Annotated in this window: 20 protein-coding genes; 12 read left to right on the top strand and 8 right to left on the bottom strand. The window is 64.2% G+C overall.

Annotated elements, in window-relative coordinates; translation table 11 throughout:
* The first annotated feature begins 46 nt into the window (after positions 1 to 46).
* Positions 47 to 1,357: an MFS transporter gene (locus tag ACQKRQ_RS02905; RefSeq protein WP_427474958.1), complete on the top strand. Its 1,311-nt coding sequence runs from the start codon at positions 47 to 49 to the stop codon at positions 1,355 to 1,357.
* A gap of 110 nt (positions 1,358 to 1,467) precedes the next feature.
* On the opposite strand, the gene ACQKRQ_RS02910 is transcribed toward ACQKRQ_RS02905, so the two are convergent.
* Positions 1,468 to 2,232 (bottom strand): IclR family transcriptional regulator, encoded by a 765-nt coding sequence (locus ACQKRQ_RS02910; protein WP_132377965.1) that lies wholly within the window; start codon positions 2,230 to 2,232, stop codon positions 1,468 to 1,470.
* 204 nt (positions 2,233 to 2,436) lie between these two features.
* On the opposite strand from ACQKRQ_RS02910, the gene sauS reads away from it, so the two are divergent.
* From sauS to ACQKRQ_RS02925, 3 genes are all read left to right on the top strand, one after another.
* Positions 2,437 to 3,882, top strand: a complete 1,446-nt coding sequence (gene sauS / locus ACQKRQ_RS02915) for an acylating sulfoacetaldehyde dehydrogenase (protein WP_427474959.1) — start codon at positions 2,437 to 2,439, stop codon at positions 3,880 to 3,882.
* A complete protein-coding gene (locus ACQKRQ_RS02920; RefSeq protein WP_427474960.1) occupies positions 3,879 to 5,534 on the top strand; it encodes an AMP-binding protein in 1,656 nt (551 codons plus the stop codon). The genes sauS and ACQKRQ_RS02920 overlap by 4 nt, the downstream gene beginning before the upstream one ends.
* Positions 5,535 to 5,651: 117 nt before the next feature.
* Positions 5,652 to 7,034 (top strand): MFS transporter, encoded by a 1,383-nt coding sequence (locus tag ACQKRQ_RS02925; protein WP_342960570.1) that lies wholly within the window; start codon positions 5,652 to 5,654, stop codon positions 7,032 to 7,034.
* Between the two features lie 78 nt (positions 7,035 to 7,112).
* On the opposite strand, the gene ACQKRQ_RS02930 is transcribed toward ACQKRQ_RS02925, so the two are convergent.
* Positions 7,113 to 8,030 (bottom strand): NAD(P)-dependent oxidoreductase, encoded by a 918-nt coding sequence (locus ACQKRQ_RS02930; RefSeq protein WP_427474961.1) that lies wholly within the window; start codon positions 8,028 to 8,030, stop codon positions 7,113 to 7,115.
* 201 nt (positions 8,031 to 8,231) lie between these two features.
* Here ACQKRQ_RS02930 and ACQKRQ_RS02935 point away from each other — a divergent pair, with 201 nt between their 5' ends.
* The 5 genes from ACQKRQ_RS02935 to ACQKRQ_RS02955 all read left to right on the top strand — a co-directional run bounded on the left by ACQKRQ_RS02935 (position 8,232) and on the right by ACQKRQ_RS02955 (position 16,461).
* Positions 8,232 to 9,539 carry a TolC family protein gene (locus tag ACQKRQ_RS02935; RefSeq protein WP_427474962.1) on the top strand — a complete coding sequence of 436 codons (1,308 nt, stop codon included), beginning with the start codon at positions 8,232 to 8,234 and terminating at the stop codon, positions 9,537 to 9,539.
* Between the two features lie 10 nt (positions 9,540 to 9,549).
* On the top strand, positions 9,550 to 11,025 hold the full coding sequence (locus ACQKRQ_RS02940) for an efflux RND transporter periplasmic adaptor subunit (protein WP_427474963.1): 1,476 nt from the start codon (positions 9,550 to 9,552) through the stop codon (positions 11,023 to 11,025).
* An 89-nt stretch (positions 11,026 to 11,114) separates the two neighbouring features.
* Positions 11,115 to 14,336, top strand: coding sequence for an efflux RND transporter permease subunit (locus ACQKRQ_RS02945; RefSeq protein WP_427474964.1), 3,222 nt, complete (start codon positions 11,115 to 11,117; stop codon positions 14,334 to 14,336).
* A 5-nt stretch (positions 14,337 to 14,341) separates the two neighbouring features.
* Entirely contained in the window at positions 14,342 to 15,022 is a 681-nt protein-coding gene (gene irlR, locus ACQKRQ_RS02950; RefSeq protein WP_427474965.1) for a heavy metal response regulator transcription factor IrlR, read from the top strand.
* Positions 15,019 to 16,461 (top strand): heavy metal sensor histidine kinase, encoded by a 1,443-nt coding sequence (locus ACQKRQ_RS02955; protein ID WP_427474966.1) that lies wholly within the window; start codon positions 15,019 to 15,021, stop codon positions 16,459 to 16,461. Before irlR ends, ACQKRQ_RS02955 begins: the two co-directional genes overlap by 4 nt.
* A gap of 78 nt (positions 16,462 to 16,539) precedes the next feature.
* Here ACQKRQ_RS02955 and ACQKRQ_RS02960 read toward each other — a convergent pair whose 3' ends face one another.
* The gene (locus ACQKRQ_RS02960; RefSeq protein WP_132377946.1) at positions 16,540 to 16,815 is read right to left on the bottom strand and encodes a DUF4148 domain-containing protein; all 276 of its coding nucleotides are present in this window, start codon (positions 16,813 to 16,815) and stop codon (positions 16,540 to 16,542) included.
* A 230-nt stretch (positions 16,816 to 17,045) separates the two neighbouring features.
* On the opposite strand from ACQKRQ_RS02960, the gene ACQKRQ_RS02965 reads away from it, so the two are divergent.
* Positions 17,046 to 17,273, top strand: a complete 228-nt coding sequence (locus ACQKRQ_RS02965) for a hypothetical protein (protein ID WP_427474967.1) — start codon at positions 17,046 to 17,048, stop codon at positions 17,271 to 17,273.
* A 48-nt stretch (positions 17,274 to 17,321) separates the two neighbouring features.
* Here ACQKRQ_RS02965 and ACQKRQ_RS02970 read toward each other — a convergent pair whose 3' ends face one another.
* On the bottom strand, positions 17,322 to 19,469 hold the full coding sequence (locus tag ACQKRQ_RS02970) for a hypothetical protein (protein ID WP_427474968.1): 2,148 nt from the start codon (positions 19,467 to 19,469) through the stop codon (positions 17,322 to 17,324).
* Between the two features lie 876 nt (positions 19,470 to 20,345).
* Between ACQKRQ_RS02970 and ACQKRQ_RS02975 the strand changes: the two genes are divergently transcribed.
* On the top strand, positions 20,346 to 20,654 hold the full coding sequence (locus ACQKRQ_RS02975; protein ID WP_132377942.1) for a DUF4148 domain-containing protein: 309 nt from the start codon (positions 20,346 to 20,348) through the stop codon (positions 20,652 to 20,654).
* A gap of 190 nt (positions 20,655 to 20,844) precedes the next feature.
* On the opposite strand, the gene ACQKRQ_RS02980 is transcribed toward ACQKRQ_RS02975, so the two are convergent.
* The 4 genes from ACQKRQ_RS02980 to ACQKRQ_RS02995 form a co-directional block, all read right to left on the bottom strand.
* Positions 20,845 to 21,414 (bottom strand): hypothetical protein, encoded by a 570-nt coding sequence (locus ACQKRQ_RS02980; protein ID WP_427474969.1) that lies wholly within the window; start codon positions 21,412 to 21,414, stop codon positions 20,845 to 20,847.
* A 34-nt stretch (positions 21,415 to 21,448) separates the two neighbouring features.
* A complete protein-coding gene (locus tag ACQKRQ_RS02985; RefSeq protein WP_427474970.1) occupies positions 21,449 to 22,183 on the bottom strand; it encodes a hypothetical protein in 735 nt (244 codons plus the stop codon).
* Positions 22,184 to 22,341: 158 nt separating this feature from the next.
* On the bottom strand, positions 22,342 to 23,706 hold the full coding sequence (locus tag ACQKRQ_RS02990) for a sigma-54-dependent transcriptional regulator (protein WP_427474971.1): 1,365 nt from the start codon (positions 23,704 to 23,706) through the stop codon (positions 22,342 to 22,344).
* Positions 23,691 to 25,241, bottom strand: a complete 1,551-nt coding sequence (locus ACQKRQ_RS02995; protein WP_427474972.1) for a sensor histidine kinase — start codon at positions 25,239 to 25,241, stop codon at positions 23,691 to 23,693. The genes ACQKRQ_RS02990 and ACQKRQ_RS02995 overlap by 16 nt, the downstream gene beginning before the upstream one ends.
* 336 nt (positions 25,242 to 25,577) lie before the next feature.
* Here ACQKRQ_RS02995 and ACQKRQ_RS03000 point away from each other — a divergent pair, with 336 nt between their 5' ends.
* Positions 25,578 to 26,825, top strand: coding sequence for an MFS transporter (locus ACQKRQ_RS03000; RefSeq protein ID WP_427474973.1), 1,248 nt, complete (start codon positions 25,578 to 25,580; stop codon positions 26,823 to 26,825).
* The last annotated feature ends 27 nt before the right edge of the window (positions 26,826 to 26,852 follow it).

Genomic DNA, 26,852 nt, shown 5'->3' on the forward strand with positions numbered 1-26,852 from the left:
GCGTATCGACACGCACGGCATGGCCGTCCATTGAGGAGCTGCTGCTATGGCAATCGATCCCCGCGCTATCCGTCGCGTTGCGTTCGCCAGTGTGATCGGCGCAACCGTCGAATGGTATGACTTTTTTCTTTACGGCGTGGTCGCCGGCATCGTGTTCAACAAGCTCTATTTCCCCGCCAACGATCCGCTCGTGTCGACGCTGCTCGCCTATTCGACCTTTGCGGTGGGCTTCGTGACCCGGCCGCTCGGCGGCGTGATATTCGGCCATTTCGGCGATCGGATCGGCCGCAAGTCCGCGCTGATTCTGACGCTCGTCATCATGGGGATTTCGACGGCTGGCGTCGCGTTCATTCCCACCTACGCCCAGATCGGCATCTGGGCGCCGATCCTGTTGTTGTCGCTGCGCGTATTGCAGGGCATTGGGCTCGGCGGCGAATGGGGCGGCGCGGTGTTGATGGCGTATGAATATGCGCCGCCTGAACAGCGCGGCCTGTACGCGAGTTTGCCGCAGATCGGTTTGTCGATCGGACTATGTCTCGCATCGGGGATGGTCGCGGGCCTGTCCCGCTTATTGCCCGAAGCGGCCTTTCTGTCGTGGGGCTGGCGGATCGCATTCGGCGCATCGCTCGGTCTCGTTCTGATCGGCCTGTATATTCGCGCCAAAGTGATGGAGACACCCGAATTCCTCGCGCTCAAACGCAATCGGCGTGAAGCGAAGATTCCGTTCGTCGACATGATCACGCGCTATCGCGGCGCCGTGATGCTCGGCATGGGCGCGCGTTATATCGATGGCGTGTTCTTCAACATCTTCGCTGTGTTTTCGATCGGCTACCTCACGCAACACGTCTCGATGAGCCGCACCGACGCCTTGCTCGGCGTGATGATCGCGGCGGGCGTGATGTGCTTTTTCATCCCGCTGTTCGGCAGCATGTCCGACAGGCTCGGCCGCGCGCGCGTGTATTTCTGGGGCTCGCTGATTTGCGGCGTGTCGGTGTTTCCGGCTTTCTGGCTCATTGAAATGCAGCCGGCCAACACGTTGTTGATCTGGGCGGCCATCGTGGTGCCATTCGGCATTTTCTACGCGATGGTGTACGGTCCTGAGGCGGCATTGTTTGCCGAACTATTCGACGCCAAAGTGCGCTATACGGGTATCTCGTTCGTGTATCAGTTCTCCGGCATCTTCGCGAGCGGACTCACGCCGATCATTGCGACGATCCTGATGCGGCTGAACGGCGGAAAACCGTGGACGGTGTGCGCGTACGTGCTGTTCTCGGCATTGATATCGGCGCTGTCGGTGCGCGCGATCGAGAGGAAGTGGGCGGGTGCGTTCGATGCGGTTGCGCATGCGCAGTCCTGAGTCTGCAGTTCGCTTTGAATCGCAGAAGCGCGGTGCGCGGCGTGATGCAGCGCGCCGCTCATTAAAGCGCGTTTCTCGCCACGGCCAGGCTCGCGCGGCCTCGCGCCGCGTCATTCCCGAAACGTCTTCGCAGTCTCTTCCGCCGCGTGGCGCAAGTCAGGCACGAAGGCGAGCAGATCGTCGAGCGTGACTCTGCCCACCGGCGCCTGCACGGCAATCGCCGCGCAGGCGCGATTGCGATCCAGCATGACAGGCACCGCAATCGCGATCAGCCCTTGCAGATGTTCCTGGTTGTTGATCGCGAGAAGCCGCCGCCGCGTGGTGGTCAGTTCCTTGCGCAACGCGTCGCGATCGGTGATCGTCCGTTCCGAATAACCGCGCAGCGGCAGCGTCTCGATCACGCGTTCGCGTCTGTCCTTCGGCAGAAAGCTCAGCAGGAGCTTGCCGCTCGCCGAGCAATGCAGCGGCACATGCGAACCCGGTTGCAAATGCATGCGCAGCGGCCATTCGGTTTCGACGCGGTCCACGTAGACGACATCGTTACCGGAGAGCATGGTCAGATTGCAGGTCTCGCCGATTTTCGCCACCAGCTGTTCGAGCAGCACGTGGCGCGCGGCGGCCGGTCCCGCATGCATCAGCACATTGACCGCGAGCATGCGCACACGTGGCGAACATTCGTAAAGACGATCGCCCGCGCCGCGCGTGACGAGCCACGCATCCATCAGTTGCACGAGGATCCGGTGGACGGTCTGCTTGGGCAGGCCGAGCGCATTGACGAGCTCCGTCATCGAAAGCGGGCCGCCCGCTTCGGCAAGCGTTTCGAGTACGCGAAACGCGCGCACTGCAGCTGCATTCGACTGGTTTGACGTCGACATCCCACTCCCTCGCCAGCGTATTCACAGCATTGATTTTGCATCGACTTCATTGCTTTTCGGGACTATGGAAAGTACCGAATTTTGCGTTTTCCGATGCTGGCAAACGCACTGCAATGGATAGCTCGAAAAACGGGACTTCGCCCTAAGCGCGGCTGGCTAGATTGATAGCACTGCAATCAATTCATTCACGCGGAGCGAATCCATATGAACGTCAGGGCCACAGGAGCCGAAATCGCGGGCCACCATGCGGACGGCGAAGCCGAGCGCATCGTCGCCACGCTCGTCGCGAAAGCGCGCGCGGCGCAGCGCGCTTTCGAGAATGCGGGACAACAGGCGCTCGATACCGCCGCCGACGCCGCCGCGTGGGCCATCATGGAGCCGGAGCGCAACCGGCAACTGGCGGAACGCGCCGTGCACGATACGGGTCTCGGCAACGCCGACGACAAGTTCCGCAAGAACTATCGCAAAACGCTCGGCTTGCTGCGCGACCTGCACGGACAGAAGACCACCGGCGTAATCGCGGAAGACAGGGCGAGCGGCATCATCGAGATCGCGCGCGCAGTGGGCGTGGTGGCGGCGATCACGCCGTCGACCAATCCGGCGGCGACACCGGCCAACAAGATCGTCAACGCGCTCAAATGCGGCAATGCAGTAATCGTCGCGCCGTCCCCCAAAGGTTACTCGTCTTGCGCGTTGTTGATCGAGTTCATTCACGCGCAATTCGCCAAAGCCGGTATCGATCCGGACCTCGTGCAGATGCTGCCTGCGCCGATCAGCAAGGCGGCGACCGCCGCGCTGATGCGGCAGTGCGATCTGGTCGTCGCCACCGGCTCGCAGGCGAACGTGCGCATGGCGTATGCGAGCGGCACGCCCGCGTTCGGCGTGGGCGCGGGCAATGTCGCTTCGATCGTCACGGCGTCCGCCGATCTGCATGATGCGGCGCGCAAGATCCTGCGCTCAAAAACTTTCGACAACGCGACGAGCTGCTCGTCAGAAAACAGCGTCGTGATCGAAGACGCCGTCTATCAGCCGATGCTGGCCGAACTGACCGCGTGCGGCGGCGTACTCCTCGACGCCGCGCAGAAGGCCCGCTTGCAACAGGTGATGTGGGTCAACGGCAAGCTCTCGGAGCAGTGCACGGCGAAGTCCGCCGAGGTGATCGCACGCGTGGCGGGTCTGGATGAGGTCGCCGCGCGCCACCCCGCCTTCCTGATGGTGGAAGAGAGCGGCGCGGGCAACGACTATCCGTTTTCCGGCGAGAAACTCGCGCCGGTGCTCGCCGTGTATCGTGCCGCCGATTTCGCTGCCGCGGCCGACGTGGTGCGCAGCGTCTACGCGTACATGGGCGCGGGCCATTCGGTCGGACTGCATTCGACGGATACCGCGCAAGCGATTCAGCTTGGCGTGACACTGCCGGTCGCGCGCGTGATCGTGAATCAGGCGCATTGCCTCGCGACCGGCGGCAACTTCGACAACGGCTTGCCGTTTTCGCTGTCGATGGGCTGTGGCACGTGGGGCCGCAACAACTTCTCGGGCAATCTGGGCTTCCGCCACTATCTGAACACCACGCGGGTCGCGTACCCAATCGAAGAGCGCGTGCCGGAAACGGACGAATTGCTCGGCGATTTCTTCGCGAGGTACGGCCGATGAACACGCCCGCCACCCTTCGCGCGCTGATCGACGAGCGCGCCGCGCAGCATCCGGACAAGCCCTTCCTGCTGGCCGCACTCGACGACGACGAAACGGCGGTTCCTGACCGGCGCGCGACCGTGCTGACGTTTCGCGAACTGCGCGACGACTGCCGAGTGATCGAGACACGCTTCAGGGAAGCCGGCCTGCGGCCGGGCGATGTGATTTCCGTGTTCATGGGCAATGGAATCCAGACGGCCCGTCTGTTGCTTGCGGCCATGTACAGCGGGCTGGTCGCCAATCCGCTCAATCTTTTGTGTCAGCCCTCGCAGGTGCGCTATATCGTCGACCATTCCGATACGCGGATGATCTTCACCGCGCGCGACACGCAGGCGGTGATCGGCACGGCCGTGGCCGAATTGCGCGCTGCTGGCTTGACGCGCGAGATCGCGTTGATCCAGACCGAACCGGACGATGCCGAACCCCCTTCGCTCGCAAAGCGTGAACCTGCTTTGGCCGAGACCGCGGCACATGGCGCGAACGCTGCCGCCGCGCCAGCGCTCGCGAAGCGCGGCCGCGCGCCGCGGCACACAGCGGATGCCGCAACGGCGCACGAGCCCGCAGCAGACGACGTCGCATTGCTGATGTACACCTCGGGCACGACGGGCACGCCCAAAGGCGTCCTGCTGACGCATCGCAATCTAATGGCGAACGCGCGCAACATCAGCGCCGAGCACAGGCTGACGTCGGACGATCGCGTGCTCGCGTCGTTGCCGCTCTATCACATCAACGGTCTGGTGGTGACGCTGCTCGCGCCGCTGTTCCATGGCGGCTCGGCGGTGATGACATCGCGCTTCTCCGCCCGCACGTTCTGGCGCGACGTCGCGCTTCATGCCTGCACGTGGATCAACGTGGTGCCGACGATCGTCGCCTATCTGCTCAATGCCGACGAAGCCTGCACCTACGATCTGTCGGCGCTGAAGTTTTGCCGCAGCGCGTCGGCCGCATTGCCCGCCGATCATCATCGCGCGTTCGAAGCGCGTTTCGGAATCGGCGTGATCGAAACCATGGGCATGACGGAAACCGCCGCGCCGGTTTTTAGCAATCCGTATGAGATGAACCGGCGGCGCGTCGGCAGCATCGGTCTGCCTTCGGGCGGCGAGGCTCGCGTGATCGACCGTGAAGGGCGTGAATGCGCCGCCAACGAATGCGGCGAACTGGTGTTGCGCGGCGAGCAGGTGATGGGCGGCTATTACAAGCGGCCCGAGGAAACGGCCGCCGCCTTCACGCCGGACGGCTGGCTGCGCACCGGCGACCTCGGCTATCGCGACGACGACGGCTACTTCTACATCAACGGCCGCGCCAAGGAACTGATCATCAAGGGCGGCGAGAACATTGCGCCGCGCGAAATCGACGAAGCGTTGTTGCGTCATCCCGATGTGCTGGACGCGGCGGCGGTCGGCGTGCCCGATCCGGCATACGGCCAGGAGATCGTCGCTTTCGTGGTGGCGCGCACGAGCGAGGGACGCAGCGCGCCCGACCCGGCGGATCTGCGCGAGCACTGCGTGCGCGAACTCGGGCGCTACAAGACGCCGAAAGAATTCCGTTTCGTCGATGAACTGCCGCGCGGACCTTCCGGCAAGGTGCAGCGGCTCAAGCTGGTGCCCACCTGACGCGGTGCCGCTCGCGAGCGGGCAAGGCGCGGGCGGAGACAGGCAGGCAGTCGCAGTCCGGTAAATCGGGCGGCCGCTCGCGGCCGTCGTCGATACATAAAAGAGATAGGAGACAGCATGGAAACGCGTATCCGGCGTGTCAAGACACGCCATATCATCCTGGCGGTCATGTGCCTGATGTACTTCATTTCGTACATCGATCGCGTGAACATTGCCGTGGCCGGCCCGTTGATTCGTCACGAGATGGGCCTCACGACCGTTCAGCTCGGCCTGGTGTTCTCGGCCTTTGCTTATCCGTATGCGGCGATGCAGATTATCGGCGGCTGGCTCGCCGACAAGTACGGGCCGAAACTGGTGCTCACGGTGCTATCGCTGATCTGGGGCGTGGCGACGCTCGCCACCGGTTTCGCGGGCAGCGTCACCATGCTGGTCGTGATGCGCTTCGCGCTCGGCATTGGCGAAGGCGGCGCGTTTCCTACCGCGACGCGCGCCTTCACTTACTGGATGCCCGTAGCCGAGCGCGGCTTCGCGCAAGGCATCACGCACAGTTTCGCGCGCCTGGGCGGCGCGATCACGCCGCCGCTCGTGCTGGCCGTGGTGGCGACCGGCGGCTGGCGCGACGCGTTCATCCTGCTCGGCATCGCGAGCCTCGCGTGGACCGTGCTCTACCTCTTCGTGTTCACGAATTCGCCGGAACAGAACCGGCGCATCACGGCCGAGGAAACCGCGGAGATCGGCTACCGCGCCGGCGATTGCGACCGCGCCAAACATGCGGCCACGCCGTGGCGCAAACTGGTGCGCCGCATGTGGCTCGTCACGTTCGTCGACTTCTGCTATGGCTGGTTGCTGTGGGTGTATCTAACCTGGTTGCCGTCCTATCTGCGCGAGTCGCGCGGATTCGATCTCAAGCAACTGGCGCTCTTCACCGCGCTGCCGCTGCTCGCGGGCGTGGTCGGCGACACGCTCGGCGGTGTCGTGTCGGACAAGCTCTTCAAGATCACGGGCCGCCTGCGCTTCGCGCGCTGTGCGGTGCTGGTGGTGGGCATGGGCGGCTCGCTGGTGTTTCTGCTGCCGATGGTGTCCGCCACCGATCCGCTCACGGCCGTGTGGTTCCTGTCGGCTTCGTTCTTCTTCCTCGAAATCACCAACCCTGTGCTGTGGACGTTGCCGCTCGACATCGCCGGCAAGTATGCGGGCACGGCCGGCGGCATGATGAACACGGGCTTCGGCGTGGCGGGGATGGTGTCGCCGGTGGTGTTCGGCTATCTGATCGAGAAGACCGGCAGCTACAACGTGCCGTTCAATATCTCCGCGGGGCTGCTCGCGGTCGGTATGCTGGCGGCGCTCTTCATCGACACCAGCAAGACAGTCGAGGCCGATGAAGAACGCGAGCGCGCCGCCGGCGTCGAGTTGGGCGGCATGCCGTCTTTCCTGCACGCCGGAGCGGCGGTGCGGCTGGAGCGCCATCACTTGCGCCGGCCGTTGCGGTGGCGCAAGTGATACGAGTGACGCAAGCGGCACAAATGCGTAAGTGACGCGAGTCATGCAAGGCGGGCGCGTATGCAGCGCCCGCCGCTGTTATTGCGCCGCCTTGAGGGCCCTTAAACGCCAGATCAGGCTCGACGTATCGAACCGATTGCCGCCGAGCGCCTGCACGTCCGCATAAAACTGATCAACGAGCGCCGTCACCGGCAACGACGCGCCATTGCGCTTCGCTTCGTCGAGACAGAAGCCGAGGTCCTTGCGCATCCAGTCGACGGCAAAGCCGTAATCGAACTTGCCGTCGATCATGGTCTTGCCGCGATTGTCCATCTGCCAGCTGGCCGCCGCGCCCTTGCCGATCACTTGCAGCACCAGCGGCATGTCGAGGCCCGCGAGCTGGCCGAAGTTGATCGCCTCAGACAGTCCTTGCACCATGCCGGCGATGCAGATCTGGTTGACCATCTTCGCCAGTTGCCCGGCGCCGACGGCCCCGATCAGCGTGACGGCCGCGGCGTAGTGCGCAAGGACCGGTGATGCCTGCTCGAAGACGGCGGCCTCGCCGCCGCACATGATCGTCAGCTTGCCGTTCTGCGCGCCGGATTCGCCGCCCGACACGGGCGCGTCGATGAAATGCAGACCTTTCTGGCGCGCGACTTCCGCTAGCTCGCGCGCGACGTTCGCCGACGCCGTGGTGTGATCGACGAACGCGGTATTGGGCGCCATGCCCGCGAACGCACCGGTATCGCCGAGCGTGATGCTGCGCAGATCGTCGTCGTTGCCGACGCACGCGAGGATCAGGTCGGCGCCGTTCGCCGCTTCACGCGGCGTGTTCGCGGCCCGGCCGCCGTACTCGGATACCCATTGCTGCGCCTTCGACGCCGTGCGGTTGTACACGGTCACGTCGAGGCCCGCTTTCGCGAGATGGCCGGCCATGGGATAGCCCATCACGCCGAGGCCGAGAAAGGCGACGCGGCGGACGGTGGCGGTGGAGGGCTGCGCGGTTGGATGATTCATTGGGGCTCCGTGGAGTGGGCTGGGTTTGGGGTGGGGCAATCATTATGACAAGGCTGGCGTTTTTTAGCCGTGACGCGCCGTTGTGCCGCCGCTGCCGCCCGCGCCGCTTGCCGAAGATGACAAAAATCTCATTTTTCCGCCATGTTGGCACTGCGGCAGCGCCGTAGCATCGGTCGCACCTCGTCAACACATCACGCATCCATGCTTACCCGCAACCTTGCTGCCGTACTTGCGATCGCTGCAGTGAATCCGGCCTTTGCGCAAGCCGATGCGGCGCTCGTGGAAGGCAATCGGCCTTCGCCATCGACCGCACTGGCCGCGCCGTCCGACGGCGCCGCCTTACCGCTCGACGAGGCGCTCGGCATCGCCGCCGAGAACAACCCGCTGCTGCGCGGCGCGCGCGCCGACGCCGATGCATCGCGCGGCACGTTCATGCAGGCGGGCGCCCGACCCAATCCGCAGATCTCGCTGCTGCAGGAGGGGTTCGGCCGCACGGAGCGCACGTCGACGGCACTCGTCAATCAGACCGTCGAACTCGGCGGCAAGCGTCAGGCGCGCCTCAACGTCGCTTCGTATGGACGCGAGGTGGCGCTCGCATCGCTCGATGCGCGCGGCGCGGCCTTGCGCTCAGACGTCATTGCCGCGTTTTACGGAATGCTCGCGGCTCAGCGCCAGTTGCAGGTCGCGCGTGAATCGGCCGACATCGCGGCGAGGTCCGCGGAACTGGCGGAGAAACGCGCGCGCGCGGGCAAGGTGTCGCCGGTCGAGGCGACCAAAGCGCGGGTCGCCGCCACCGGCGTTCAGATCGAGCAGGCCAACGCCGCCTCGCGGCTGACCATTGCCGCGGAAAAACTCGCCAACGTGACGGGCAGTCCGCTCGTGCGAGGACGTCCCGCGACCGGCGATATCGAAAGCGTGCCGGCGATCGAACCGCTTGCCGAACTATTGCCGCAACTGATCGACGCGCCGCTTGCGCGCGCCGCGAAGGCCGAGAGGTTGCGGAGCAACGCCGCCATTGCCGTCGAGCGCGCGAAGCGCATTCCGGACATCACGTTCAGCGCGGGCATGAAGCGGGTCGTGACCGGCGCGGTGCCCGACAACCAGGCCGTGGTCGGCATCTCCATTCCGCTTCCGCTTTTCGACACCAACAAAGGCGCGCTGCTCGAATCGGTTCACAAAGCCGAGAAGGCAAGCGCCGACTTCGACAGTGAAAAGGCTCGCCTGCAACTGGAGCTGACTCAGGCGTACGCCAATTACGAGCGATCGAGCCTGGAGGCGCGGCGCCTGAAAACCGATGTCCTGCCGGCCGCGCGCGAGGCGCTCGACGCAATGTCGCGCGGTTATGAGCTCGGCAAGTTTGGCTTTCTCGATGTCCTGGATGCGCAGCGCACGCTGTTTCAGGGCCAGTCGCAATATGTCCAGGCATTGACCGATGCGCACCTGGCCTACGCCGAAATCGGCCGGCTTGTCGGTGTCCCGCTTCGCAACAGTGCGCCTCGCTTACCTTGAAGGATTTTTCATGCTGCGCAGAAAACTCATCGTCGCCACTGCGGTGACCCTCAGCGGCGTGAGCGTCGCGCTCGCCGTGTTCGCGCTGACGCGGGTGTCGTCGAATACTGGAGGTGCTTCGGGCGGCGTGGAAGCATCGGCAAGCGCGCAGGATTCGCCCGGCCGGCACGGCGGCACCGTGTTCAGAGACGGTGCGCTGGCGGTCGAAGTCGTCCTGTCCGAGAAGCCGGGGGACGCGCGGCTCGTCGTCTATCCTTTCGTCGACGGCAAACCCGCGGACAAGGACCTGAACGTGTCGGGTTCCATTACGCGTTACGACGGTTCGATGCAGCCGTTGCAATTCGCGTCGGCAGGTCAGAAGCTGATGTCCGCCGAACCCATCGCGAAGCCTCACGTCTTCGACGCATTCATTCATCTCAAGTGGCGCGGACAATCCACATCGTTCGTGTTCTCGCGGGCCGATGGTGCAATCGCGCTCAGCGCGGCGCAAATCGAGGCGGCGCAGATTCGCCTCGACCGCGTCGGTCCCGCGCAGATTCTCACGACATTCCAGCTTCCTGGCGAGATCAGATTCAATGAGGATCGCACGGCCCATGTCGTGCCGCGTGTGGCGGGCATCGTCGAGCGAGTCAATGTTTCGATCGGCGAGAAAGTCGCGAAGGGGCAAGTGCTGGCGGTCATCGCCAGCACCGATCTTGCCGATCGCAGAAGCGAATTGCTGAGCGCGGAGCGCCGGCTCGCGGCCGCACGAACATCGTACGAACGCGAAAAGACGCTCTGGCGGGAGCGCATCTCGGCCGAGCAGGACTATCTCCAGGCGCAGGTGCAGTTACGCGAAGCCGAGATCGCCACGCAGAACGCCCGCGCGAAGCTCGCCGCGCTGAATGCCCCGCCATCGGCCGGCGCGTTGAACCGTTACGAATTGCGCGCGCCGTTTGCCGGAACGCTGGTCGAGAAGCACGCGACACCCGGCGAGGCGATCGCGGCGGATGCCAAGGTCTTTATTCTCTCGGACCTCTCGTCCGTGTGGGCCGAGATGGCGGTGCCGGCGCACCGCCTGAACGATGTGCGTGTCGGCCGCGAAGCCACGGTCAGCGCCACCGCGTTCGACTCGAAGTCGAGCGGTCCGATTGCCTACGTCGGCGCGCTGCTCGGCGAGCAAACCCGCACCGCGCCGGCGCGGGTGGTGCTGCCGAATCCCGATGGCGCGTGGCGGCCGGGCATGTTCGTCAATGTGTCGGTGGATGTCGGCAAACAAAGCGTGCCGCTCGCGGTGGCGAGCGACGCGCTGCAGGAGATAGACGGCGCACCCGCCGTCTTCGTGCAGTCGCCCAAAGGCTTTGTCGCTCAGGCGGTCGAGACGGGGCGCCGTGACGACAAGGTCGTCGAAGTGGTGAAAGGACTTCTGCCGGGCCAGAAGTATGTCACCGCGAACAGTTTCGTCCTCAAGGCTGAACTCGGGAAGGGCAGTGTCGAGGAACATTGACGCCCCGACGCCATGAACGCGTCATGCCCTGCGATGACTTGCCCTAAGCAGACCGCTTTCCCGAGCCTCGGTTTCCAAGGACCCTCCGCATGTTTGAAAGACTGATTCGCTTCGCCATCGCGCACCGCTGGCTGGTCATGCTGGCCGTTGCCGCGGTCGCGGGATGGGGCGTGTACAGCTATCAGAAGCTGCCCATCGACGCCGTGCCCGACATCACCAACGTTCAGGTGCAAATCAACACTTCGGCGCCGGGTTATTCGCCGCTTGAAGCCGAGCAGCGCATCACCTATCCGGTAGAGACCGCAATGGCCGGTCTTCCCAACCTGGCGCAGACGCGCTCCATCTCCCGCTACGGGCTCTCTCAGGTCACGGTGATCTTCAAGGACGGCACCGACATCTACTTCGCGCGTCAGCTGGTCAACGAGCGGATTCAGGAAGCCAGGGACAAGCTGCCGCCCGGCGCGACACCAGCGATGGGGCCGACCTCCACGGGGCTCGGCGAGATTTATCTGTGGACGGTGGAGGCCGACGCGTCGGCCGTCAAGCCGGACGGAACCCGCTACACGCCGGCAGATTTGCGCGAGCTTCAAGACTGGGTCGTGAAGCCGCAGCTTCGCAACGTGCCGGGCGTCACCGAGGTGAATTCCATCGGCGGCTTCGTGAAGGAGTTCCGGGTCGCACCGAATCCCGCCAAGCTCATGTCATACGGCTTGACGCTCGCGGACGTGGTGCGCGCGATCGACCGTAACAATGCGAATGTCGGTGCGGGCTACATCGAAAAGCGCGGCGAGCAGTATCTCGTGCGCGTGCCAGGCCAGGCCCGCTCGGTCGAAGACATCGCCAATGTCGTGCTCACCAACGTGGGCGGCGTGCCGGTTCGCATCAAGGACGTCGGACAGGTGGACATGGGCCGTGAATTGCGCACGGGCGCCGCGACGTCGAACGGCGAAGAGGTCGTGCTCGGCACCGTGTTCATGCTGATCGGAGAGAACAGCCGCACCGTCGCCAAGGCGGTCTCCGTCAAGATGGAAGACGTCAACCGTACCTTGCCACCAGGTGTGCGCGCGATTCCCGTGTACGACCGCACCGTGCTGGTCGAGAAAGCCGTGCAGACAGTGAAGAAGAACCTGCTCGAAGGCGCGGTGCTCGTGATCGTCGTGCTGTTCCTCTTTCTCGGCAACATGCGCGCGGCGCTGATCACGGCGCTCGTCATTCCGCTGTCGATGCTGATGACCTTCACCGGCATGGTCAATGCGAAGGTGAGCGCCAACCTCATGAGTCTGGGCGCACTCGACTTCGGGATCATCGTCGACGGCGCGGTGGTGATCGTCGAAAACTGCGTGAGGCGCCTTGCTCACGCACAGACGCTCGCCGGGCGGCCGTTGACCCGCGAGGAGCGTTTCGTCGAAGTCTTCGGCGCGTCGCAGGAAGCGCGCCGCGCCCTGATATTCGGTCAATTGATCATCATGGTGGTCTATCTGCCGATCTTCGCGCTCACCGGCGTCGAGGCAAAAATGTTTCACCCGATGGCGGTCACGGTCGTGATGGCGCTGGCTGCCGCGATGGTGTTGACGGTCACCTTCATCCCCGCCGCGGTGGCGCTGTTCATCGGCAAGCGCGTCGAGGAAAAGGAAAACCGCTTGATGGGCTGGGCGAGGCAAGCCTATGAGCCGCTGCTCACCGCTTTCATGACGCGCCCGAAACGCGTGTTCGCCGGCGCGGCGCTGATCGTCACGCTGAGCATCGGTCTGGCGGCGCGACTCGGCAGCGAGTTCGTCCCGAGTCTGAACGAGGGCGACCTGGCCGTTGCCGCATTGCGTATTCCGGGCACGAGTCTGTCCCAATCGGTCAGCATGCAAAAGTCTATTGAGAAAACGTTGAAGCAACGGTTCCCGGAGATCGAGCGCGTGTTTGCCCGCACGGGGACGGCGGAAATCGCCGCGGATCCGATGCCGCCCAATCTGTCCGACGGCTACATCATGCTCAAGCCGACGGACACGTGGCCGGACCCGAACAAGTCGCGCGCGAAACTCGTCGAGGAAATCGAAGCGGTGCTCGCTGAACTGCCTGGCAATAGCTACGAGTTCTCCCAGCCGATTCAACTGCGCTTCAACGAATTGATCTCCGGCGTACGCAGCGACGTCGCGGTGAAGCTCTTCGGCGACGACATGGCGGTGCTCAGCGGCACGGGCGAGAAGATCGCGGCGGCATTGCAGAAAGTGCCGGGCGCTTCGGAAGTGAAGATGGAACAAACCAGCGGTTTGCCGGTTCTCACCATCAACGTGGACCGGGACAAGCTGGCCCGCTACGGCGTCACGGTCGGTGACATTCAGGACACGGTCGCGGCGGCGGTCGGCGGCCAGAAAACCGGCACGCTGTTTCAGGGCGACCGGCGCTTCGATATCGTCGTGCGCTTGCCGGACGAACTTCGCTCGGATATCGAAGCGATCAAGCGCCTGCCGATTGCGTTGCCATTCCCCGCGCCGGTGAGCGGCAGCGCGCCGCTCGCGCAGGCGCCTTATGTGCCGCTCGCCGAACTGGCCACCGTCGACGTCGCCCCTGGTCCCAACCAGATCAGCCGCGAAGACGGCAAGCGGCGCGTCGTGGTGAGCGCGAATGTGCGCGGACGCGATGTCGGCTCTTTCGTGGCGGACGCGCGCGAGCAGATCCGTCAGGACGTTCAGGTGCCCTCGGGTTACTGGTTGTCGTGGGGCGGACAGTTCGAGCAGTTGCAAAGCGCGACCGAGCGCCTGAAGCTGGTCGTGCCGCTGTCGCTCTTCATGGTGTTTGTCCTGCTGTTCATCATGTTTAATAATGCTAAGGATGGCTTGCTGGTGTTCACGGGCATTCCGTTCGCATTGAGCGGCGGCGTGCTGTCGTTGTGGTTGAGGGACATCCCGCTTTCCATTACGGCGGCGATCGGTTTCATTGCGCTGTCAGGTGTCGCGGTGCTGAACGGGCTCGTCATGATTTCCTTTATTCGAAACCTGCGCGATGAGGGCACCGAACTGGACACGGCTGTTCGTGAGGGCGCGCTGACGCGGCTGCGGCCGGTCCTGATGACGGCGCTCGTCGCGTCGCTCGGCTTTTTGCCGATGGCATTCGCCACCGGCACGGGCTCGGAAGTGCAGCGGCCGCTGGCAACGGTGGTCATTGGTGGCATCCTGTCGTCCACGGTGCTGACGCTGCTGGTTTTGCCCGTGCTGTACCGGGCCGCTCATTCGTCGTCATGGCGCGCTGCTGCCCTGAGCCGGCTGGCGAGAACTTCGCCCGGCCAGCTACTGCGCCGGTTCGGCATTTTTTCGAGGTAGTGTGAATGCGGATTTTGTTAGTGGAAGACGAGCCGAAGACCGGCGCCTATCTTCGCAAGGGGCTATCGGAGGCGGGATATGTTGTCGATTGGGCGGAAGACGGCGTCACGGGCCAGCATCAGGCGGAGACGGAAGACTACGACCTGCTGATCCTCGACGTCATGCTGCCGGGACAGGACGGTTGGACGCTGCTGCAAAATCTTCGCCGCACGCGGCTCACGCCCGTGCTGTTTCTCACCGCGCGCGACGACGTTGGGGATCGCGTCAAGGGACTGGAGCTCGGCGCCGACGACTACCTCGCGAAACCGTTCGACTTCGTCGAGCTGATCGCGCGCGTGCGGTCGATCCTGCGGCGCGGCAAGCCACGTGAATCCACCTCGCTGAAGGTCGCGGATCTCGAGCTGGATCTGACGCGGCGCAAGGCAACCCGTCAGGGCGACGTGATCCTGCTGACAGCCAAGGAGTTCACGCTGCTGTGGCTGCTCATGCGCAAGGAAGGCGAAATCCTGCCCCGCGCGACGATCGCTTCGCAGGTGTGGGACATGAACTTCAATAGCGACACGAACGTGGTGGATTCGGCAATCAGGCGGCTGCGCTCCAAGGTCGACGACGCCTACGAACCCAAGCTCATTCACACCGTGAGAGGCATGGGCTACGTGCTGGAAAACCGGGGCGGCGGCACTTGATCAGGCGCGTGGTGCCGCGAACGCTGCGGGCGAGGCTCACTGCTCTCATCATCCTGTCGACGTCGGCGATCCTCGCGTTGAGCGGCTTCGCGCTATATGAGGCGCTGCGCAGCCGCCTCGAGTCGACCTCGATCGAGCATATGGCCGGCACGATGGCGGCGTTGCGCACGCATCTGGCGGGGATCCAGAATGCCGATGGCATTGCCGGCAATGCGGAGACGTGGATCGACCTGTTGCATGGGCACCCGAACCTGGCGCTCGCCATCTACGATACGACGGGGCACCGCCTGTCGAGCACTCTGGGGTTTCGGCCCTACGCGCCGATTCCCGCAACCGGGGCGAGCGGTGCGGCCGTGAATCTCGCGCCCACCGGTTCGAATCTTCGATACCTGGTGGAAAGCGTGCCGCTCAATGACGGAATCGGGCCATTGGTGCGCGTCGCCGTTCAGTACGATGGAACCAGTGATCAGGCTCTGTTGCGCGCGTATGCGTACACCGCGGTGGTCATCGAAGTATTAGGCGTGGTGCTCGCCGCCGCGTTTGCGTACGGTATCGCCATGCTGGGGCTGCTTCCGCTGCGCAGGCTGGTGGCTCGGGCAGAGGAGATGTCGACAAGCCGCCTGGCGCTGCCTCTGCCAGAACTGGAAACGTCGGGCGAGTTGAAGGAACTGGAGCACGCCTTTAACGGCATGCTGGCGCGGCTCGACGAATCGTTCACCCGGCTGAGCCAGTTCTCCTCCAATCTTGCCCACGACATGCGCACGCCGCTCACCAATCTGCTCGCCGCGGCTCAAGTGGCGCTGTCACAGCGTCGGAGCGCGGAAGACTACCGGGACGTGATCGAATCGAGCGTGGACGAGTATCAGCGACTGTCGCGCATGATCGAGGACATGCTTTTCCTCGCGCGCTCCGATCAGGCTGACGCGCCGCTGTCCTTGCGGTCGCTCGACGCGGTTGCGGAGGCCGAACGCGTCGCCGGCTACTACGAGACCATGGCCGAAGATGCGCAGGTCACGATCGAGGTGACGGGCGAGGGTACCGTGCAGGCCGATCTGCTGCTCTTTCAACGCGCGCTCAGCAATCTGCTGTCGAACGCGCTCGTGCAGGCGCCGCAAGGCAGCGCCATTACCATCGACTGCAAGCAGGAGCCGGGTTCGACCACGCTGAGCGTGTCGGACTCGGGAGCGGGAATCGACGCTCGACATATCGAGCGCATATTCGAGCGGTTCTATCGTGTCGACCCGTCGCGGCACGGTTCGGCCTCGGGCACGGGGCTGGGTCTTGCCATCGTGAAGTCGATCATGAACAGCCACGCAGGACAGTGCGGGTGCGAAAGCCGGCCTCATGTCAGCACCCGTTTCTGGCTGCAATTTCCCCGGCGCGAATGTTCGAATAACGGCCTGACCATGTCCATGACGGACGACGCCGCCCGCCCATAAAGATTGAGCGAGCGCGCGTCCGCGCGCAACGGGCAAAGGTATGCCGCCGGAGAGGCTCGCTTCCGGCGGCATCCGCCGCTATTTGTTCGCGACGAGTTTGTCATGCTGATCCATTGACGGTGCCTTCTCACCGGCATGCCGCGTAACCGCGTGCGTCTGCTTGTTCCGGGCAATCGTGTTGGCATCCGGCGGGTATTGTGTCTTGCTGGTTGGCGTCACGCCGTCATGCTGGGCTTGAACGAGTTCGTGATTCACCTGCTCGCGAGACTTGCCTTGCGCCTGCGCGGCTGGTGAGAGTGCGCCGATCATCGTTATGGCAACGACGGACAGGGTGAAGAGTCTTGCAGCATTCATGTCGAGATCTCCTTTGTGGCGACCGCCGGTCGGCGATTCGTGAGTCCAGTATGAATCGCAGGCGGTGTGCCATCGTGACCGCAACATGAGAAAAATGTCAGGACAGACGGTATCGACAAAGCGGCATCGAGCGCCGCTTGCATGAGATTTTTGTCATCTTGGCGTGATGCTGGCGGCGACTTTCGCGGAGCAGGATGACTCATCTTCTTCCACGAATGACGAGGCGGCGAATGCGCGCGTTACTGCAGAAATCTGCCTTGCTGATGATGCTGGCCGCCGGCCTCGCAGGATGTGCAAGCAGCGGCGGCAAGGCAGCGGCTTCCGCTAATACGTCGGCATCCATGCAAAAGGCGTCGACGGACCTCGCGCCAGGCGAGCAGATCGACTACGCCGGCCATCGCTGCGGCAATCCGAATCTGTATGTGAAGATGCATCTGTGTGTCTTTCCGCGCCGATAGCGTGGCCTATTTGCCGGCCCTCGTAAGAAGGCCGGCACGTCCGCGAGATCAGCTCGGATCGGCGTACTTCAGCGTCCAGCCCAACGTGCGTTGACTACCCGCTGTCAGCGCAAACGGAAGCGTCGTACAAGCGAACTTTGAATGCAACTGCCCAATTGGCGTGGTGGACAACGGATTGGTGACGCCGGCCGCCATCTCGAAGTTGGACAGCGCGCAGCTGTCGAAACCCGTGGTGCCATAGCTGGTCGCATTGCTATTCGCGTATTTGACCGAAAACCCGTCGCTATTCGCCGTGGTGTTCTGGAAGTCCGCAAACGACGTGAAATCCGTCTCGACCGCTATGTTGCCGGTCAGCGTGGCGGAGCTCAGCGTATCGGTCCGGGTCATCGAGCCATGATCGAACGTCAACACCGTATGCACTTGCAAGTCGATGTCGGTGGCGTACGTTGCATTCTTGGCGGCTTGCCGGAATTTGGCCGTGTCGAACGACACGACAACCTGGCCGTTGTTTTCCTGGACACTCAGATTCTTGTAGTACGTGACCGGGATGTAAGTCTTCCCGTTATACGTAACCTGCGGAATCAACAACGCGTAGCCCAGATCCGTGGTTCCGTAGATCAGCTTGTCGGAGAACGGTGTCGGGTAATACGGCGTGTACGAGTTGTAATCGGGTGCCTGGCTCAGGTTGAGATTGATGACGCGTTTGCCATCGCGCACCGTAACGAGCGCCGCGCTGTACGGATGAGCCGTATCGCCCGGCAAGTTGTACCAGGTCAACGTGTAATGCGGTCTTGCATCCAGCCACGCTTGCAGATCAGTGTCGGACATGGGCGCCTTGCTGCCGAAACCCAGCTTGTCCCACCACGCATTCACGTACATAAACTGATGCAGCAGGCTGAAATTCTCACCCATGACGCGAGGTTTGCCGCGATACGTATCGGTCCCGCGGCCTTTCACCCACATATTTACGGATGGCGTGGGCAGCGTCGGGTCGTACCAGAACGTGTCGTAGCGATAGGCCGCCTTGTAGATGAACGAGTAGGCGACCTGCATTTCCTGCGCGGTCAGTACGCCTGCATTGGCCGCAGCCGTCAGGACTTCCATGAAGGCCGAATCGCCGTATGGCCCGATGGATCGGCCGTAGTTGAAACCCTGGCCGTCGGCATTGAGTTGCGGAAGGATCAGATCGACCGATTTGCGCAGATACGATTTCAGTTCCGGCGTCAGATTGGCCTCGTTGCCCATTTCCAGCGTTCGCTCCGTCACTTCGCCGATCAGCAGCGTGCTGTATCGGTCGAAGCGCGCCTGGTCGTAGTAGGTGGTGTGCGTATTCGACGCTTCGTCGGAAAAGCCGCCGGATGAATCGTTTCGAATGTGATTGGTGAGCGTGTACAGAAGCGCGTCGCGCGCGCCCATCGTTGCCACGGTTGGATCGGTCTTGGACGAGAAGCTCGGATTGCTCCAGCCGAGTTTTTGCCGCAAGCCCGCAATGCCGTAGGAAACCGCGTAGTAGTTTTGAGCGGTATTGAGCGATGCAACGTCGATCGGCACGCCTGCCGCCGGGCACGTATTCGTTTTGCCGCTTGCGTCCGCGCCGAACATGTCGCAGAAGTTCAGCCGATTTTGCAGCGTGGTCAGCATGGCGTCGCTGAAAACTTCATTGAGCATGCCGTGCGCCTTGAAATTGTTCAGCGCAACGAGATAGTAGTACTCGCCCCAAGAGGTATTCGCATACACGTAATCGGCGCCGTGCATCTGCGTCATCATCGCGGTCGTTATTTTCTGGTACGTCGCAAGATAGTCCGCGTATTTCGGATCGCCCTTCGTTTTCATATCGATCAATATGTACGACAGGCCGAGCGCCAGCTTACCCGGCAGGAATTTATCCCCCGTGTTGGTATCCAGCACATGAACGGGGCTGCCATCGCCAAGATCCATCACCACTTGTGTGAAATCAGGCGCTTTCTTGATGAGGTCGAAGAGCGCTCTCATCTGTCCCATCATGGTGATGGGAACGCCGGCACCCGACGGCACGCTGGTGTCCGACGCGCCGTAGACAATGCCGTGAAGAGAGACGGCTCCGCCTTTCGACGGATCGCTCGGGGTGTCGCTCACGCTGCCACCGCAAGCGGTGACGAGAAGCGCGGTGAGCGTACTGAGTGCAAACGCAAACGAGGTTTTTCCTGGTGAAAGCATGTTGTCTCCGGATTTATTTGATCGATGCGTGATTCACATTTTTGATTACCTATTACTTGCCTTTTCTTCTCCTTGATAAGTAAAAATGAATGCATTTTTCATTGCCGGATTCGACGCTATTCACCTGCGGGTAAGGCCACGGTGACTCGTCCTGGTATCCGACGCGACACTACGACTGGTGCTGACCTCGGCGACAACCTTCAATAACAGTCATAGGTCGTCAGACAACGTGAATCAAACGAACACTGCCGACCTGACACCTGCGCCACGCGGTCACCGTCGCATGCCGCTATCGCTCATTAGCAAACGTATGCGGGTGGAATATCAGCCGAATCGGACAACAGTGAAGCATGCCGCGCCGAGCGCGGCAATGAACAACCTAGCACTGAAATATTTGGCAAGTGGTAGGAGATCATATCTCTAGCAAGATGGCAAGTGTCATGTGAAACGGCCGCATGGGGTGGTGCCGACCTTGCTGCTGAAGGCCGTGCGGATAGCAGGCCACAAAAGTCCTTTTCACGTCCGCGCGCAATGGCGATAGACACCGGGTTGAAGGCGATGGCAATAGCGCGGGGAATAGAAATCTGCGTGGATTCGCTGGTCGTTGAATGCGCGATTCGAGGTCGGCGACGCGACTGCGAGTGTCTTCGCGAGTGCATTGAAGTTCTTTGCCGTTGCATGCGGACGCGGTGCTTCGCCGAACTTGCCGGTCCGCGTCGAGATATGGCGGGCCTATCCGCGGTCTATGCACATTCGAGAACAATCCTCTCCACACAGGGCCCTTATTCTCAAGCGGCCACCTTTCTAGACTGTCGTCACTGAATTACGAACAGGGCTGTTCGTAGCAGAGCAAAGCGAAGTCTGGAGGTCGTCATCATGAAGTCCCTTATTCAAGCCGTTGTGGTTGCCGCTGCCCTTGCAGCGCCGGTTGCCGTGTTCGCTCAATCGAACTCCCCTGTGACCCGTGCGCAAGTGCGTGCCGAGTTGATCGAACTCGAACAGGCCGGCTATAACCCGGCCCGCGGCGAAGACCCGAACTATCCGGCTGATATTCAGGCCGCCGAAGCACGGGTCGCGGCACGGCACGCGGCGACAGGTTTTGGCGGCACCGCGAGCGGTTCATCGGACGCGGGGCGTGCGCCGGTTTCCAGCGCGGATTGGAATGCGATGTACAACCATCCGTGATGAGTGGTGCACGCCGTTTTCAGCGGCGTGCGTGACGGCGTCATTGGCATCATCGAGCGGGCATGTGGTGACGTCGATGTGATCGAGGTTCAGCAAGCCGCTGCGGATCAACGCCATCATGTGCGTGACCGCTTCGGCCGTCGTTCGGCGATAGCCGCGCCCGGCACCGCGAATGCCGGGCGTAACGCATTCAAGCCTCCGACCCGGCCTCCTCATCGACCAGTTCGGCGATGTCATGTACGTCCACCGTGCAACCCACCCGGTTTGTCACGCCGCGGCCCCACGCCTGCACATGCGCGCCCGGCGTCAGATACGCGACGAGTTCGGCCGCGGCATGCGGCGGCATGCGCAGCGACGTGCCGTCTTCCAGCAACGCGCCGCGCAACTCGCCCTTCGGTCCGTAGAGCGGCATGACGACTTCGCCTTGCACATCCATCGGCTCGCCGTCGTGTTCATGGCCGTGGCCGTGTTCGTGAGGCCGCGGGCCTTCGTCGACGATCTCGATGCCTTGCCGGCTCGTCAGCGAAATGGCGGCGATCAGATCGGCGCCGCGCGGTTTCACGCCGCGTACGCGCACCGTATCGCCCGGCGCGATGTGACGCGCGATCTGTTTGCCCAGATGCGGCGGGAAATGCACCTGCTGCTGCGTACCGTCGGCGTGCTGAAGAATGAAGCCGTCCGCGTCGCCGTGGGGATTGAGCAGGAACAGCACGACGTTGCCGCGCGTTTCCGGCAGGCAGGCGGGGTCGATCCAATGCATGATGAAACTCCTTTGTTCGAGTGATGAGTCGTGACTACCTGGGCGGGGTGTCGTAGAGCACCGTGAGATTGCCGGGTGTACCGAAGGCGGTGGCTTGCAGTGATTCGCCATAGCGATTACGCGTGCCGTAGCCTTGCGCCGCGATCGTCGCGCCTGGCTGCAACAGGTTCGCGAAGCGCGCGGCCGCGGGCGGCGTCAGCTTGATCACGGTGCCGTCAGTGAGGAGTACGCCGTCGGGTTCGCCGCGCGGTGCGCTGGTGACCCGCAGCACGCGGCCCGTGGCATCCAGCTTGACGAGCCCGACGTCGGCGAGCGACTTCGGCAGACGCCGGGCATCGACCGGCGGCGGTTGATCGACGATGCTGCGCCCGTTGTTCGCGTCGGCGATCTGGTTGGCGCGCAGCGTCCCGCCGGGCTGCGCGACGCCTTTGACGTTGACCGTGGCGCCTGGCGCGAAGGTGGCGGCCACCTGAGTGCCGATATGCGGCGGGAACCGGACTAACGTGTTGTCGGCGAGCAGCATGCCGTCGACATCGCCTTCCGGGTTGATCACATAGCGCTGGACCACGCCGCTCACACTTGCGGGAGCGCCATCACGAGGAGCCGCGATGAAAGGCGGCGGTGGCATCGGTGCGCCGGCGCTCGGCGCGGGCGGCGGCATCGGTGCGCCTTGCTGAGGCGGCGGCATGGTTTGCGCCGCGCAAGCTGCCGTCGCGGCGATGACGGCGAGCGCGGCCGCCGCGCGTGCGATCGGTTTGAAACGGTTCATTGTCGGACTCCTTCGACTGCAATGTCGTGCAGGAGTCTTCGCAACCGCTATGCCATGCCGCTATGGGTTGTCGCGTAAGGCTTTCCGCCGTAGCGTCCGGTTGATGATGTCGTCTGGCTGGACGGCGCGTGTCGCCCAGTTGGACACCGGCAAGCGCATCAACCGAGCTTGTACGCGGCGATCTTCGTATAGAGCGATTGACGGCTGATGCCGAGGCGGCGCGCCGCTTCCGCGCGATTGCCCGCGCTCTGCTGCAGCGCGCGTTCGATTGCGGCGCGCTCCAGCCATTCGATCGCCTGCGGCAGCGGCAGGTCGAGCAGCGCGGCGGGAATCTCGCTCACGCCGGCGCGCGGCGCGGTGAGAAAAGCCAGATCGTCGGCGGTCACGAGCGGGCCGCGTGCGAGCGCGGCGACACGCTCCATCGCGTTCTTCAACTCGCGGACGTTGCCGGGCCATGCGTGCGCGAGCAGGCGCCGCTCGGCATCGCCGCTCAAGGTCCGCGCGGGTCCGGCCAGATTCGCGGCGGCGATGAGAAAGTGCGCGGCCAGCGGAAGAATATCGTCGGGACGTTCGCGCAACGGCGGCAGATGAACCGGAATCACGTTGAGCCGGTAAAACAGATCCTCGCGGAACGTGCGCGCCCCGACTTCCGCCGTGAGGTCGCGGTGCGTCGCGGCCACGATCCGCACGTCGATGGCGACGCTCGTGTTGCTGCCGACCGGCGTCAGCGTGCGCTCCTGAATCACGCGCAGCAGCTTGGCTTGCATCGGCAACGGCAGGTCGCCGATTTCATCGAGAAATAGCGTGCCGCCGTTCGCTTCGACGATGCGGCCGGCGCGCTGCGTCACCGCGCCGGTGAAGGCGCCGCGCGTGTGGCCGAATAGTTCGCTCTCCAGAAGTTCGGCGGGAATCGCCGCGCAGTTGATCGCGACGAACGGCGCGTGGCGGCGCCGTGACGCGTCGTGCAGGACGCGCGCCGCAACTTCTTTGCCGGTGCCCGTTTCTCCTGTGATCAGCACGGTCGAATCCGTGGCGGCGGCGCGGCCGATCTGCTTTTGCGCGTCGCGCAGCGCTTCGCTGTTGCCGAGCAGGCGAGGCGTGCCGTCGGTGACGTCTTCGTTCGACGCCGGCAGCGGCGGGCTCGAAGCCCCGCGATTGGACGCTTCGATCTTGCGCAGCAGGGACGCGATCGCGTCGCGCCCGACCGGCTTGGTCAGGTGCTCGAAGGCGCCGAGCCGCATCGCGTGAATGGTGTTGTCGCTGGTGGCGAAGGCGGTCAGCACGACCACCGGCAGCGCGGCGCGCGCCGGCATCGCGCGCAGACGCTCGAGCACGTCGATGCCGCTCAGGTCCGGCATCCTGATGTCGAGAAACATGCAGTCGATGCGCGTGTCGCCGGCAAGCATCGCAAGCGCATCGTGGCCGCTGCCTGCCTGCTCGATGACATGGCCAAGGTCGCCGAGCGTTTCGGCGAGGCTTTCGCGGAAGGCGTCGTCGTCGTCGACGATCAGGATGTGCGCCATGGGATCTCGATCACAAAACAGGCACCGCGCTCGCGCGCTTCATAAAAGGCACGGCCGCCGTGCGCGGCAGCGATCTCGCGTACCACGGCGAGGCCAAGCCCCGAACCGGCAGCGTGGCCGGTCACGAACGGTTCGAAAATGCGCTCACGCTCGGAGTGCGGCACGCCGGGACCGTCGTCGGTCACTTCGATCCGCAGTGCCGCGGCGGGGCGCGCCGCGCGCAGCGTGACGTGGCCGCCGGATGGCGTATGACGCAGCGCGTTGAGGATCAGATTGTCGATGGCGCGCGCCAGTTGCTCCGCGTCGAAACAGGCCTGCGCGGGAAGCCCTTCGGCGCACTCCAATGCGAGTGCGATGCCGGCCCGCGCGGCCGCGTCCTGATGCCATTCCATGCGCTCGGCGAGCCAGCTGCGCAAATCGACGGCATGGGCGTCGATACGCACGGGCTGGGTCAGCGCGAGCAGACCCGACAGTTGCCGTTCCACCCGCTGAATCTGTTCGAGGATCGCGCCGAGTGCGCGCTGCTTGCGTTCGGTGTCGCCGTTCAGGGCATTTTCCGCCTTGAGCCGCATCGCGCCGATGGGGTTGCGGATCTCGTGCGCCATCTGCGCGGAGAACCGGCCGATTGCCGCGAAGCGTTCCGCGGCCGCGAGCTGCGTATGCAGATCGCCGGCTTGCTGCTGCAAGGATGTGGCGCGCGCGCCGTAGACGTTGAACGCGTGGACGATCTTGTCGAGGTCGGGCTCGCCGGTCGGCGCAATCGGCGTGAACAGGTCGGCGGGCCGGCTCAGGCTGGCCTCGACGCGCGCGAGATTGGCGCGCCAGCGTCGCAGCAGCACGCCGAGCGCGATGGCGATACCGACGATTACTGCAAGCAACACCGCGAGGGTGGTCACGAGCGCTTTGCCCGACGGCCCGAGCGGCGGATGCACGCGCGATAGTGTCCACGCAAAGAGGCCGTCCCGATGCAGCACCGGACAGGCGGTGACGATCACGGCATCCTGCTGGCCTTCGACGAATTCGGATGCCGCCGCGCGTGTCGTGGACGCCGCGCGCAAGGTGCGCAGAATCAGCGGCGTCTCGGCATCGGGGATGTCGCGCTTGATGCCGCTGCCCTGATAGGTCGGAAACGCGTACGCATCGAAACTGCCGCGCGGCGCGCCGTCCGGCCGCCAGAAGCCGCCCTCCACGCCGTCCATTTGCGCAAGCACGATGTCGAGGATCGCGTGCATCAGATCCGTGTTCGGTCCATTGGGCGACGCCGGTTGCGCGGCGGGCGCCGCGGCGGCCGCGGGTTGACCGGCGCGTGGCGCGGCGATCGGCTCCGCCGTCCGGTCGATCGACAGGTCGTAGCGCGACCCGATCGTCTCGCAGCCGGCCAGCCCCTGCTGACGCGCGACGCTGATCTGCCGTCCGAGATTCGCTTGCGCCATGAACCACACGATCCCGATCAAGACCGCGCACATCACCGCGACCAGCAGCCAGAAAACGATCAACTGACTGGCGAACGATAAACGTCGGGGAGCAGCGGCCATGAGTGCGCGGGGAAGGTTTGGAGCTAGACAGTAGCAAAATTCCGGCCCGTGGTGCGCAAGTCACCACCAGGCATTCGACGACGCTGCAAGCGGACGGGCGCCGGCTCGCTGTTGCGCCGCTGGACAACCGTTGTCCACGAACCGGACAGCACTCCGCGTCACCGCTGGCCGCTTCCCCACACTCGCGGCGTTCACGCGCCAATGGCATACGAGTTGCGTCAGGCTGGCCGCCGTCCCGGCACTCGTCGCCAGTGAGCTCGTCCGCATGTTGAAGCCGATACGCTCGAACCGTTCGCCACGCGGCACGCGGGACCGCTGTGCCGCGCCGGGGGCATCGTGAAAGCCCAACGCGCGCTGGAGGCGCTGAATTTCTTCGTGGCCGATGTGCAAGCCGGTATCGGACCGTTTCTCGGCGTGTTCCTGCAGGCGCGCGGTTGGGGCGCCGATCAGATCGGCACGGTCATGACGATCGGCGGCATCGCCGGCATGCTCGCGACTTCGCCGGCCGGCGCGCTGGTCGACGCGACGCGCCATAAGCGCAGCCTCGTCGTGTGCGCCGGTCTGATGACCATGCTCGCGTCCGGCTTGCTGTGGATCTCGCACGGCTACTGGATGGTGGCGGCGTCCCAGGTGGCGACCGCGATCACCGGCGCGGCGATCGGCCCGGCCTTGGCCGGCATGACGCTGGGCATGGTCAGGCAGCAGGGTTTCGACCGGCAGTTCGGCCGCAACCAGGTGGCCAATCATGGCGGCAATGTGGTTGCGGCGGCGCTGTCGGGTTGGCTGGGCTGGCGTTACGGGTTCGGCGCGGTGTTCGTCCTGAGCGCGCTGTTCGGCTTGTTGTCGATTGCCGCCGTGGCGTCGATTCCGCGCGACGCCATCGATCACGATGCCGCGCGAGGCGCCGACGCCGACGCGCATGCCGGCGGCAAAGCACCCGCGAGCGGCTTGCGGGTGCTGTTGCAATCCCGTCCGTTGCTATTGCTCGCCGCGGCGCTTGGCCTGTTTCATCTGGGCAACGCGGCCATGCTGCCGCTCTACGGGCTCGCGATCGTCGCGGCCCATCAGGGCGAGCCGAGCGCGTTCACCGCGCAGACCATCGTCATTGCGCAACTCGTGATGGTTGCGGCCGCGATGCTGGCGACCCGGCTGATCCGCTGGCGCGGCTACTGGTGGGTGATCCTGCTGACTTTCCTCGCGCTGCCGATGCGCGGGCTGATCGCCGCGTCGGTGATTCACGCGTGGGGTGTGTGGCCGGTGCAAGCGCTCGACGGCATCGGCGCGGGATTGCAGAGCGTCGCGGTGCCGGCACTGGTAGTGCGGCTGCTGGAAGGCAGCGGGCGGGTGAACGTGGGGCAGGGCGTCGTGATGACGGTGCAGGGCGCCGGCGCGGCGTTGAGCCCGGCGTTGGGCGGAATCCTCGCGCACCGTTTCGGTTATCCCGCCGCGTTCATCGCGCTCGGCGGGGTGTCGACGGGTTCGCTGGTGTTGTGGCTGGGCTTCGGGGCGTCGCTCAGACATGCGTGCGCGGCACGCGACGCAGCGGGCCGCGATGCGGTCGAGGCGCCATTCCCAGTGTCGTGACATCCGTTTTCGCTGCCGCTTGGTACG

Origin of the sequence: Paraburkholderia sp. NPDC080076 (assembly GCF_050281145.1) — a bacterium.
Classification (GTDB): Bacteria; Pseudomonadota; Gammaproteobacteria; order Burkholderiales; family Burkholderiaceae; genus Paraburkholderia.